Annotated in this window: 11 protein-coding genes and 2 pseudogenes; 5 read left to right on the top strand and 8 right to left on the bottom strand. The window is 46.5% G+C overall.

Annotated elements, in window-relative coordinates; all coding sequences use genetic code 11:
* Positions 1-20: 20 nt before the first annotated feature.
* A pseudogene (locus NF543_RS05195) lies at positions 21-485 on the top strand (nucleotidyl transferase AbiEii/AbiGii toxin family protein); the annotation flags it as partial.
* 200 nt (positions 486-685) lie between these two features.
* Here the strand turns inward: NF543_RS05195 and NF543_RS05190 are convergent.
* The 5 genes from NF543_RS05190 to NF543_RS05175 form a co-directional block, all read right to left on the bottom strand.
* The gene (locus NF543_RS05190; protein WP_257667050.1) at positions 686-1000 is read right to left on the bottom strand and encodes a hypothetical protein; all 315 of its coding nucleotides are present in this window, start codon (positions 998-1000) and stop codon (positions 686-688) included.
* 107 nt (positions 1001-1107) lie between these two features.
* Positions 1108-1326: a putative antibiotic biosynthesis monooxygenase gene (locus NF543_RS25640; RefSeq protein WP_505560196.1), complete on the bottom strand. Its 219-nt coding sequence runs from the start codon at positions 1324-1326 to the stop codon at positions 1108-1110.
* Positions 1327-1335: 9 nt separating this feature from the next.
* Entirely contained in the window at positions 1336-1905 is a 570-nt protein-coding gene (locus NF543_RS05185) for an NADPH-dependent FMN reductase (protein ID WP_257667049.1), read from the bottom strand.
* A gap of 58 nt (positions 1906-1963) precedes the next feature.
* Positions 1964-2815 (bottom strand): sigma factor-like helix-turn-helix DNA-binding protein, encoded by an 852-nt coding sequence (locus tag NF543_RS05180; protein WP_257667048.1) that lies wholly within the window; start codon positions 2813-2815, stop codon positions 1964-1966.
* Between the two features lie 109 nt (positions 2816-2924).
* The gene (locus NF543_RS05175) at positions 2925-3401 is read right to left on the bottom strand and encodes an AAC(3) family N-acetyltransferase (protein WP_257667047.1); all 477 of its coding nucleotides are present in this window, start codon (positions 3399-3401) and stop codon (positions 2925-2927) included.
* Positions 3402-3447: 46 nt separating this feature from the next.
* Here NF543_RS05175 and NF543_RS25620 point away from each other — a divergent pair.
* Positions 3448-3570: pseudogene (locus NF543_RS25620) on the top strand (DUF551 domain-containing protein); the annotation flags it as partial.
* Between the two features lie 264 nt (positions 3571-3834).
* On the opposite strand, the gene NF543_RS05170 reads toward NF543_RS25620, so the two are convergent.
* Together NF543_RS05170 and NF543_RS05165 are read right to left on the bottom strand one after the other, a co-directional pair.
* A complete protein-coding gene (locus tag NF543_RS05170; RefSeq protein ID WP_257667046.1) occupies positions 3835-4125 on the bottom strand; it encodes a helix-turn-helix domain-containing protein in 291 nt (96 codons plus the stop codon).
* 48 nt (positions 4126-4173) lie between these two features.
* Positions 4174-4587: a helix-turn-helix domain-containing protein gene (locus NF543_RS05165; RefSeq protein ID WP_257667045.1), complete on the bottom strand. Its 414-nt coding sequence runs from the start codon at positions 4585-4587 to the stop codon at positions 4174-4176.
* 644 nt (positions 4588-5231) lie between these two features.
* Here NF543_RS05165 and NF543_RS05160 point away from each other — a divergent pair.
* From NF543_RS05160 to NF543_RS05150, 3 genes are read left to right on the top strand one after another with little or no spacing between them, the layout of a single operon-like run.
* Positions 5232-6755 (top strand): TlpA disulfide reductase family protein, encoded by a 1524-nt coding sequence (locus tag NF543_RS05160; protein WP_257667044.1) that lies wholly within the window; start codon positions 5232-5234, stop codon positions 6753-6755.
* 5 nt (positions 6756-6760) lie between these two features.
* Positions 6761-9964 carry a SusC/RagA family TonB-linked outer membrane protein gene (locus NF543_RS05155; RefSeq protein WP_257667043.1) on the top strand — a complete coding sequence of 1068 codons (3204 nt, stop codon included), beginning with the start codon at positions 6761-6763 and terminating at the stop codon, positions 9962-9964.
* A 26-nt stretch (positions 9965-9990) separates the two neighbouring features.
* Positions 9991-11364 (top strand): RagB/SusD family nutrient uptake outer membrane protein, encoded by a 1374-nt coding sequence (locus NF543_RS05150; RefSeq protein ID WP_257667042.1) that lies wholly within the window; start codon positions 9991-9993, stop codon positions 11362-11364.
* A 63-nt stretch (positions 11365-11427) separates the two neighbouring features.
* Here the strand turns inward: NF543_RS05150 and NF543_RS05145 are convergent, their stop codons facing one another.
* Positions 11428-12252, bottom strand: a complete 825-nt coding sequence (locus NF543_RS05145; RefSeq protein WP_257667041.1) for a MauE/DoxX family redox-associated membrane protein — start codon at positions 12250-12252, stop codon at positions 11428-11430.
* Positions 12253-12362 lie beyond the last annotated feature (110 nt).

Below are 12362 nucleotides of genomic sequence, written 5' to 3'. Positions count from 1 at the left end.
CATCACCGCATGGCGTAAAAAGGTCCCTTGGCAAGAGGACAGAGGAAGGAGTACCACTGCGTCTGAAAATCGAGGTCAATTGCAGAGAGCACCACACCATTTATGGCATTCAGGAGACAGCTTATACAATGGAATCTCCATGGTATACCGGGCAAGTTTCCATTCCAACGTATGAGTTGACGGAACTGTTAGGCACTAAATTAAGAGCTCTCTATCAGCGACGCAAAGGACGGGACTTGTTTGATATGTGGCATGCGATGATCAAGACTGATGTTGATCCGGCCCGGATTATACGGGCCTGGCAGTTTTACATGGAGCGGGAGGGCAATACCATTTCCCGACAGGAGTTTCTTGACAATATGGAGAAGAAATTAATAGATACAGATTTCCGAAGTGACATGGAAGGCCTTCTCAGGCCAGGGGTATCTTATCCTATAGCTGATGCGTATGAATTTGTAAAGGGTGTGTTGCTAGAAAAAATATAGTTCTTTTTTGAAAATAGCTTATCATTTTCTCCCCAGACGATCAATGTTCAAGAAAATAATGGTTCCTAATATTTTGGATACGATTCCTGCAAACGGACAATTCTGTTATGAACTATTATACTCAATCTTGGTAAATATCTAATCTGGGCTTCCAAATTGCATGAAGGCCCGATTAGATACGATACGTAAACGCTTAAGATTTAATACTTCTTTGCCGTGGCTCCTGAGCTTCCAGCTATAGCTAACATTTCGATAGTAGGCTCAACTTCCAGATTTTGATCGCGTTGCTGTTGAAAGGACAGAAAGGAAGGAATATTGAGCAACTCTTTTTGAATAATCTCATCTTTATACTCAGAGATATGCACAAAGGTGTTTTTATTTTCCTTTTGGTAGATGGTATACCCGAAGCGCTCTGCGTCCAACCTGTTAAAATCTTCAAGGAACGCTGCTATGTTTTCTTTATTTTTTGAGACATAGCTTTCTTTTACTGTGTAAGTTACAATTACTGTGATCATGATTTTATTTTTTTTAAAAGTGTATATTTAATTTGCTTTATGCTTTATTAATAACATGGTTTGCCATTAAGACAAAAAGGCGCTATAAAACGTGACAAATACTTGATTTATTTAAACCAGTTGGCAAAGAGCTTATAATAAAATGGCGTAATTACATAGGCCATAACCGGAACAATAACTACTGTGAGCATTAAAGTTCGAACCGGTAATACAAACCGCATCAGATGTTCGTCGAACAGAAACAGGATCAATGTAATTAATGGATAAATAGCAAGCCATAGTATAAAAACCTGTTTATGCTTGGCCGTAGTCTTAGATTTGCTCATTTCGGACATTTATTTTGTTTTATAAAAATGATCGCTAATTGAGTATGCCATACCTTGCAGCTCTGAAAAAAATTCGGATTTATCGATGTCTCCGTTAAACTGCGATGGGTTGAAGTTGCCAATGGTCTGCTCTCCCAAAATTTCCGCACCCAACCTTCGTAATATATCCCCTGCATGTTTTAATGCGAAACTGCCCCCACCTACAGGAGAAACGGCTATTAAGAATATCTTTTTGTTTTGAAATACACGGTAATTCTTCCGCGCCCGTGAAATCCAGTCGAGTGTGTTTTTAAAGAAACCTGGTACCGAGCCGTTGTATTCGGGCACGGCAACAACAAACTTGTCGAATTGGTCAAGAAGATCTACTAATTCAGTTATCTTATCCGGAATACCGGTAGTTTGTTCATCTTCCAATGAGTAAACCGGTGATGGAAAACTTTTAAGATGAATCGTATTCGCCTGGTCTTGACCTATTGTTTTGGCCAGATGCGATACGACCAGTTGGTTTATCGATGCGCTGTGGTTGCTGCCGGAAAAGAACAGTATTCTGTCGTTTCCATTTTTGATGTCTTCGTACATAATTTCTTAATTTTTATATACACAAGACAATCAACGGTAGTCAAACGTGACGGGTATTTTAAGACGATTTTATATTTTTTAATTTATCCGTGTCAACTACTGAGTATATGCGTCTTATCTTCATGTTAGCTGCAGCAAATTCAAATACCTGGCAATTGATGAGGATTCCTTTATCGAAAAAGAGCAGTGCCGGTTGATGGTTGAAAAAAACCTGTTCAATAGAAAAATGTTGCTGATATTTTTCATAGACATATAGCATCAATTTTGAAGCATCCGCAATGCCCCAGGTCATCTCGCTGACCACATTAAATTTGCTTCCACCATCTGCAGTCACCAAAATGTCAGCTGAAAGCATATTTTCTAAAGAAGCGATGTCCCCACTTTTAATTACAGATATGTAATCATTCAAAACATTTGGGTCAAAAAATGCACTTCGCTTTTCATCGTGACGTATCCCGCCAAGCTTGCTGTTCGCTCTGCTGAACAATTTTCTTGAATTACCAACTGTAAAAGAAAAAACACCGGCTATTTCATCATGGGAGTAATCAAAAGCTTGCTTTAATATATAGACGGCACGCTCCTTCGGCGTTAAACGTTCCATGAGAACGAGAAGGGAATACGACAGAATTTCACGACTGTTTATGGAATGATCTGCTCCCCGGGTTTCGAGAGGTTCAGGAAGCCAATTTGCACCAACAGTTTTTGAGTTCCTTTTCTTTTTGTTAATGGAATGGTTGATCACACTCCTTATCAAATAAGCCTTTTCGTTCCTCAAATCAGTTGCGGTTCCTGTTAAGTGCTTAATGATGATGTCCTGTACCGCATCCTCAGCATCTTCGACGATTCCCAGAATATTGTAAGCATAAGGAAAAAGCAAAGGATAGTATGATTCTTTATTTTCAGACAGCATAATAATATATTTTAGTCACTACGAACAATCAACGTATATTAACGTGGCTTATGTAGCTATTAGAAATTAGAAAATTTTTAATATTATTTATTAACATTTAATATTTGATTTACAATAGATTATCAGGCGTCTCATTAGATTCCCAAAAAGTTTTTGCATAATCAACTAGTTTTTTAGCAGATATTATCTTGCCAACTCCGATCCCGATTGGAAATTCACCCATTAATTTTTCTTTTTTCATATGTTTACCTATGGTCAGAAAATGTCTGGAATCTATCAAAGGAAACTCTTCATAAACCTTCCATTTACGCTCATCGGCCTCTATTATTGGGGATGCTTGTTTCCTTTTTAGTCTATTGGGCCATGCCAATTGTTCTGCAAGATGCAGCATGGTACAAACATCAAAACCCACACCAAGCAACAAAACTTGGGCATTTTCTTTATATAATTCCCCTAATGGAGAAGTTTCTCCAAGTGGGTCTTCCAATGAATGGTTGGATAAAATTTTATCCGTAAGCTGGCCAATCGCCGAAAACGAACAAGTGGGGTGAAGACTACGTTTAGCTTCCGGCCAAGTGCGGAACATACAACCGATTGCGTCGAATTGGTAAAAGAAAGCCCTTTGTCAAAAGATGAATTCTATCGTATTTTCGATATGTATATTAAAGATTATAGCAATGAACTGGATAAGCGTTAACGAAAGATTGCCGGAAGAAGGCAAAGAAGTATTGACGTATCATGGCTCAAATCATGAGCTTGCTGAATATCGTCTATCCCCAAATTTAATAAACAATTGCGAGATGGTCAACCGATGGGCATGGTCCATTTCTTTGTTATATCACGGATGACCAAGTACAGCAGTTTCAGTAGCGCCTGCTCGGAGGTAAAGGCTTCCATGGGATTAGGTTTTACATTATTTGCCGGATTTCAACTTCCTCACCTCTTCCATCAAAACCAATGCCGCCTTGTACAACACGCAATGGATTTCGGCCCCGCCTTGGAGTATCCTGTCAATCGTGTCACTCTTTATTATTAGTCTCTGACTCTTCTGATTTTTCGTAATACTTTTGAGCATAAATAGTTCGACTATACCTGCCAATATTATAATTCACGCTTTCAGACACGCCCAGAAGATGTTTGGGATCTATGCCATAAAACTTCCCTAATTTGCCAGCCTGTTCGTAAGAAATCTTGGCCACACCAGATTCTATTAGTTCATACTCAGCAGTAGTTATGTCTAATTCAGCCGCAACTTGGTCAATGTCATAGTTGTTTTCTACACGCAGTCCTTTAAAGATTGTTTCAGCCATTTTATGTTATATAAGTTTGATTGGATAAAAGTAGTCAATTTTGTCCAATTAGATGTTTTGCGCCAATTTTACATTCAATAACTCGGACAGAATTTTCTTTTCTTTCTTACACACATTAAGCTCGTTGGTCAAGAAGTCAATCAATAGATCCTTCTCTTGTAAAAGCTTTTCATATAGCAATTTAATGTCTTTTAAATCGCTATTACTAATTTCAGAACGGTTTATTGTACGACTAAAGTCTCCTATATTGTAATTGGTAAAGGTGCAAGCATTATCAAAGAAAAAGCTAGCAGGGATACCATATATCTCAGCCAATTGAGCCGCTCTCTTTACCGAAAGTTTTGTATTGCCAGCCTCCAAGTTAAAATATGTCGATTGACTAATTCCAAGCTTACTTGCGACAAATTCTTGTGTGTAGGAATGTCGTTCTCTGAGAAGCTTTAATTTTGTGCTAACATCCATCGTAATTAAGGTTTATCTAAAAAACTGATAAGATTATTAGGTTTTTAGATTGGCACGTTATTTAATTGCCATTATCTTTGTAAAGATAAAAAAATTAGTAAACCGAATCAATTTTTTTAAAATTTATAGTAAAAATAACGACAAATAGAGAGTTAAATTAAAATCAGTATTTTTGACACCCATTAAAAGAATGTAAAGTGGGTGCTCACAAAAGCCTCGTTCTACACAAAGCTTAGGAACTTTAAGAACACAGAGGCGTAGGTGAGCACCCGGACACCCCATATCCTGGGGATCCGGGTCAACTTGCGGTTTGTGTTCTGGTGCTGCCCTCGGGTAGTGGCTGCTTCGGCAGCGCCGTCCTAAGCGGTCCGTTGTGTAGACAGCCAAGAGTGGCCCGGCTCCTTCGGGAGTTTTCGCTACAGTTGGTTAACGAGGTTTTGATAAACATCAAAACCTATGGTACCACTTAAACAACATCAACTAACCGGCTACAGGCCTCCAAAAGGAGGAATCGCAATAGCGGTTCGATCCCGGCCCTGGGTACAGCCAACCTCCAATCTTTACAAAAATATAGTCAAGGCGCCGGATTGATGTGAAAGAACACTTGGATTAACCGATTATTCTTTCACTCAATCTGATATTTAATGAAGCAAAATTTACGCTTAAGGGGCTTGTATTGCCTCAAGCAAATACGACCAACTCACCACATACACCTGCAATACGCACCGGATAAGTGGGATACTTATGCAGAAAGCTCGCGAACACGTCCTGCCTTTCTTCGGACTTTCTTCGGACTTTCTCCTGCCATCTCCCGAGAATTTATCGGGGCGTATGCGGGCTGTATGCGGGAAAACCACGGATGCGTGCCGCATACGCCCCGCGCACGGCACGGGAGATGGCAGAACACGGGCAGGAGAAAGTCGGGCGCTGGTGTGCTTGGTCTTCGGAAAGCTAAGCCAATCCCGTGTTTCAGCCCGCCTTCCCTTATCCCTCATTCGGGCCATATCCCTGTGATACCCGTGTATATCTCGGTAAAAAGGCCGAAAAGCGACACTTTACCGAAGGGTACACGGCACACCTACGGGAGAAAGGCACATTCGGATATGCAAGGGATGGGGCATGGATCGGGGTGGAGTGATGTTGGGGGCCGCTTGGGGTCGGCTTCGGAGCTGGATGCCACCTCCAAGCCAACTCGATGCGCACTCAATGCCCCGGAATGCGAACAAGGTGCGTTGAAGGTGGCATCAAGGTGGCTTCAAGTCCAGTCTGAGCTCCCAACCCAACTCGGAGAGAGCCTTGGGATCGTGCATCGCGTGCGTCACGGTGCTGTCCCTCGTTATCGCCGGATAATAGATAGGTTTTGCTCAGGGATTACTCGGGCATCATACACCCACCTCACACGATATAAAAGGTGGCTAATACGTGGCCTATACGTGGCTAATACGTGGCTCAAAGGTAGGGCAAGAATATCGCAATGGAGGATGGGGGCAGCTCGAAGCCCGTGGCAGCTTGGCCCATTTGTACGCACTTGTCGAAAGAACAGTGAAGAATCATGTGTTTGTACCCACGCGAAGGCCCCAGCCCGTAGCGGGCTGGGCCTCGCTTTGGGGGTGATGGTGATTGCTTTTCTGCTTTTCACTTCGGCTACCGGCCTGTATGCACAAACGGACGCGCAGCGGGAGGCAGGGGTGGTCGAACCGCAGACACTCCAAGTGGGCGCGCGGGTACCTGCTGAATTCTGGACAACGAAGCATTTGGTTTACCACAACGGTGACACCTCGTGGATGTCGCTGGAACAATACAAAGGCAAATTCCTCATCCTGGATTTTTGGGCCACATGGTGCGGCTATTGCCGTAATAATCTCCCTAAACTCGAAGCGCTGAAAGCCGAATTTTCGGATGAGCTTGCTGTGATGCTGGTAAATGTAAAGCGTAGGCGGGATACCTACGAAAAAGTAGCGTATACCTATCGAACTACCTTAACCGAACAGGGCGGGGCCTCACTGCCATCGATCGTTTATGATGAATACCTCATCAAGCGATTCCCGCATTCGGCCATACCGCACTACGTTTGGATAAGCCCCAAGGGCAAGATACTGGCCATCACAAACAACGAATTCGTACATAATGATCAATTGATCATTCTCCTGAAATCCAAAAACATCTAAATCTCATGAAAATCTATTTTCTTATAGTTAGCTGTATGCTGCTGGGCATACACAAAGGACGTACCCAGCATAAGATCAAAGGCTCGGTCGTAGATGTGGATGGACGGCCAATCGAAAAGGCCAGCATCAGCATCGGGACGGGAGGCCAGATCGTTTTCTCGGATGCGCGGGGGCTCTTCCAGTTCAATACCCCGCTGTCTGCGGGGGCGATCCATATCTCCCACGTCGGATACCACGGATATACCGCACATTTCAATGATAGCACTTCATTCCTGAAGGTCATACTCACCGGAGAGGCCCGGATATTGGAAGAGGTAGTCGTGAGCACAGGCTACCAACGCATACCGAAGGAGCGGGCAACCGGTTCATTCGTGCAGCTGGATAGTGCATTGCTGAACAACCGGATCACCACCAATATCCTCGAACGGCTGGATGGTATTGCCCCGGGGCTGCAATTCGACAACCGATCCGGGTCGGCTCCGCGGCTCAACATCCGCGGTATCAATACGCTTTCCGATGCGCTTACACAGCCACTCGTCGTCGTGGATAACTTCCCTTTCGAAGGTGACATCGGTAACATCAACCCAAACGATGTGGAATCGGTAACACTGCTCAGGGACGCCGCCGCTACGTCGATATGGGGTGCACGGGCCGGAAACGGTGTCATCGTTATCAATATGAAAAAACCGTTGGCCGACCAGCCAACGCAGATTTCTGCGACCGCTAACGCTACCGTCGGTGAAAAGCCAAACCTCTATTACTATCCGCACATGCGTGCCGCTGACTTCATCGATATGGAGCTGATGTTGTATGAAAATGGATTTTATGATACCCAGCTCAACGGTGTCAACGCCAGGCGGTATGTCTTTTCGCCTGTAGTGGATATCCTCCACAAGCGTGATAACGGGTTGCTAAACGAGGCTGATGCGATGGCGGCTATTGATGGTTACCGCGGCTATGATTACCGCGAGGAGATGATGCGCTATTTCTACCGCCCGTCCGTAAAACAGCAATACAACGTCTCCCTATCAGGAGGTGATTCCCGTAGTGCTTACCGCCTTTCCGTGGGTTATGACGACAATGCAGGCACGACCATAAACAACCACATGGGCAGGTTGACGCTGCGGGCCACCAATACGCTGAAGCCGGTGGAGCGGATGGAACTGCAGACCGTGGTCGCATACACGCAATCGAACACAGCCAACGGCGTGGGTGCGGCGACATCATATCCCATCGTTGTGGGTGGCGGAAAATCTAATTTATACCCTTACGCCAGATTGGTCGGGGATGGCGGCGAGGCACTGGCAATACCGTATCAATACAACTATAATTTCGTTGATACCGCGGGGAACGGCAAGTTGCTGGATTGGAAGATGCGGCCGTATGATGAACGGCACAACGCTGGCATGAACCGCCGGACGCAGCATCTGATAGCGAATCTGAATGTGAACTACGGCATTACGGACTGGCTGAAGATTGAGGGTCTGTACGCTTTTGAAAAACAGATGGGCGAGATGCAAACGGTATATAGCGAGCGTTCGTTCTACGCCCGAAACGAAATTAACCGGTTTACGCAGGTCGCGGGTGAATCCGTGACCCATATCATTCCGCCGGGCGGTATCCTCAACAGCGCTAATTCGGGGATGGAAAGCCACCGAGTTCGCTTACAGCTCAATATGGACCGCACATTCCGCGGGATACAAAATGTGACGGTATTTGTAGGGTCGGAAGTCTCCCACCGACCGGATAAATCCAGTGGGTTCCGTGCTTACGGTTACAACGAGCACCTGCTCACTACACAGCAGGTGGATTATGTGAATACCTACCCGGTATACGGGGGGCTGGCAGGCGATAGCAGGGTCGACTGGTATGGCGGTCTGGATGCCGGCCTGCGTAGATTCGTGTCGTTTTACGGGAATGGCGCATATTCTTACGACAGGAAGTATATCGTATCGCTTTCAGCCCGCCGCGATGCGTCCAACCTGTTTGGCGTGGCCACCAATGACCGGTGGAATCCGCTGTGGTCGGCTGGCGCAGCATGGGTTGCCACAAGAGAGCGATTCCTTACGGGTGTCCAGTGGCTGGACTTATTGAAGGTCCGCGCGACCTACGGGCACAGTGGCAATTCCGGGGGCATGGCGAGCACGTTGCCGGTAATTACCTACCTTTCGCCGTCGAGTTCGTGGCGGACCAACCTTGGCCGGGCTATGATAACCACGTTGCCCAACCCGCAGCTCAAATGGGAAGACGTGCGCATGATCAACTATGCCATCGACTTCTCGGTGTTTGGCGGCAGGGTAAGCGGCACGTTTGAATACTACACCAAGAAATCCACAGACCTCATAACAGACGATGCGCTTGACCCAACGACCGGTTTTTCGAGCATCCGCCGCAACGTGGGCGAGGTAAAGGGACGTGGATTTGATATCCAAGTCACTACCCGCAATTTGAACGGTGCATTCGAGTGGAACTCCACGGTACTGTTATCAAATAATACCAGCCGGGTCACGAAATATTACGGTGCCCAACATGCTTCCCTTACCTATGCTTCCTACGCCGGTACATCTTTGCTTCCCACCTTGGATAAGCCATTGTACCCGATATTCTCCTACCGGTTTGCCGGTCTTGATCCGCAGACCGGCGATCCGCAAGGGTTCCTGGCCGGCGAAGTATCCAAGAACTATTCCGGTTTGCTGGCGGATTCCATGCAGTACCTCCGTTACCACGGTACAGCCCTGCCGCCTTATTATGGCTCGCTGCAGAATAGTTTCCGGTGGAAAGGGGTGGAGCTCTTTATCAACATTACGTATAAATTCGGGCATTATTTCCAGCGCCAAACGATCAATTACGCTGCGCTGTTCAATTCCTGGGCAACACACCGTGATTTTGACCGACGCTGGCAGGCGCCCGGCGATGAGCGGATCACCACGGTGCCTTCATTGGTTTATCCGGCAAATTCCGCCCGCGATAATTTTTATGCCTATTCCGACGCCAATATCGACAAAGGCGACGTAATACGGTTGCAGGATATCCGGCTTGCTTATACGTTTAAACCGAAATGGCTGGGAAAAACCAATCAGTTACAGGTGAATTGCAATGTAAACAATGCAGCGCTGCTTTGGAGCGCCAATCAATCGGGCCTGGACCCTGATTATTACGAATTGCCTCCTGCAAGGGCTTATACGATTGGTCTGTCTGCAACCTTTTAACCCATATACTTAAGAGAATGAAAAACGTGAAGAAATGTTTTTTTGCCGTGCTTGCCGGAGCTGTCCTCGGTAATCTGTTTGCATGCAGTGAATTCCTCGACGCCAAGCCGGACGTATCTGTTTCCACACCGGAAACACTGGCAGATCTGAGGGCATTGCTGGATGACGAAGATAAAATCAATAGACACGCGCCCGGCCTGCTGGAAATGGGAACGGATGATTATTTTCTGGATTATAGCGTCTTTTCCAGCCGGCCAGCGTTCGATCAGGCGATCTATCTGTGGGATGCAGCGCCGTTTTTCCTGCCGACAAATACAGGGCAGCAGTGGACAAACAGTTACAGGGCCATCACGACGGCCAATGTTGTATTGGAAGCATTGGACCGAATCGAGGAAGCCAACCCAGCCCTCAGGGATATATTGAAGGGCGAAGCGCTTTTTATCCGTGGATATGCTTTCTATTTTTTGGCCCAGCTTTACAGCGCTCCGTATGAAGTCAACGGAAGCAACGACGGGTTGGGTATTCCGCTGCGTCTCACGTCCGACTTTAATGTAAAATCCACGAGGGCTACCGTGAAAGAAACATACGACCGGATTATAGATGATCTGCAGCAGGCTGTTGTTCTTCTGCCGGAACATACCGATTACAAAACGAGGCCAAACAAGACGGCGGCTTACGCCGCTTTGGCGCGGATCTACCTTTCCATGGAAGAATACGAACTGGCAGACGAAATGGCGGATGCTGCCCTTACCCGGCAGGCAGCTCTCCTGGATTTCAACCAACTTGATTTCAGCCTCAACTATCCATTCACCCCCTTTCATGAAGAAACCCTTTATTTCGCTTTCTGTACAAACGGAAGCCAGCTGTTGTTGAATACCCGGGCAAATATTCCGGATGAATTATATCATGCCTACGCCGAGGACGATTTGCGGAAATCGGCTTATTACTTCGACAAAGGCAACGGTTATATTGGATTCCGGGGTAGCTATACCGGAAGTAACTCCACATATTTTGCCGGATTGGCAACAGACGAGTTATACCTGATACGGGCGGAATGCAGGGCAAGGGCGGGGCGCATTGCGGAGGCAATTTCGGCCCTGAATCAATTGCTGGAAACGAGGTGGAAAACCGGAACCTATGAACCTTACACCGCTACGACAGAATCTGGGGCATTGGCAATCATTGTAGGTGAACGCCGTAAGGAGTTGGCATTTAGGGGTGTAAGGTGGTCTGATCTGCGGCGGCTGAACAAGGATGAACGTTTTGCGAAAACGTTAATGAGGGAAGTCGATGATGGGTCAACCAAACAGGTTTATACGCTGCCGCCAAACGATCCCAAATATATTTATCTACTGCCTCAGGACGTCATACTGGCTACAGGTATGCCACAAAATAGGTGACTTGATGAAAATCTGAAGGAACCCGGGTTCCTTCAGATTTAATTACCCATGTGACCGGCCGGATTACTGCGACCGGAAGGACTGGACGGTTGCATTGGTGCTCAACCCTCCCGTCAATGCCTCGGTGATCTGGTCGGCCACCGTTACACCCGGAGACACCTCGTGGTTCATATCGGGCTGATTCGCGCTGGTGGCCGGCGCAAGAATTTCGCAGATGATCTCTTCAAAATCATCACAATCGGCGACCTCCTCTTCCGAATAGCTTTGGGCTTGGGTGGGAGTGCCTTTGCTTGGATCATAATACCAAGGTTGGTTCTGCCGGTTATGGCTGGTTGTAAATGCGCTGAACCCGAGCGCAAATGCAGCCACCAACATCCCGAGGGTGGCTTTTTTTGCTTTAGCTGTAATAGCTGACATAGCTTTACGTATTAATTGTTTAAGATTTACCCTGTAATCGTACAGCAGCAACCCTGCGGCCAGGGCAATAAAACCGCAGTTGAATAAGAGGTGTTGCTGCCAGGTAAGCTTTTCGATCGCACCACCGCATTGGCAGGGCAGGGATTCCGCGAAAAGTAACATGGAGCCAATGTATGCCGTGAATACCACCATTAGCGAAAGCGCTCCCCAAAGTCCCAGCCGATTGGTATCGGGCCAGATGATCAGGAGGGATACCAACACTTCGGCGGCCAACACACCCGACGCGACGGCTCCGGCTTGGCTGCCGAAATAAGGAATGCGAGCGATACCCTTCTCGAAGGCTTCCATACCTACCGCCTTGTGGTAAACAGTATAGAGGAAGAGGCAAACGAAAAGCAGTGACAATCCGTATGCGACGGTTGATCCCCATCCGTTAGTCTGACTCTTGTTTTGCACTATCTGCGTACCCATATTGCCTAAATTTAAGTGATGTTACCAAGCTTTATTTTCCCTAGTTCACCGTTACAGTGCCTTGCTGCCTCGGTACCTCGCCCACAGAAGGTAATCGCCCGCTTGGCGAT

It is taken from the genome of Parapedobacter tibetensis (genome assembly GCF_024704835.1).
GTDB classification, from domain to species: Bacteria; Bacteroidota; Bacteroidia; order Sphingobacteriales; family Sphingobacteriaceae; genus Parapedobacter; species Parapedobacter tibetensis.
The sequence above is the reverse complement of the archived record's forward strand: the minus strand, read 5'-3'. Positions and strand labels throughout refer to the sequence as shown.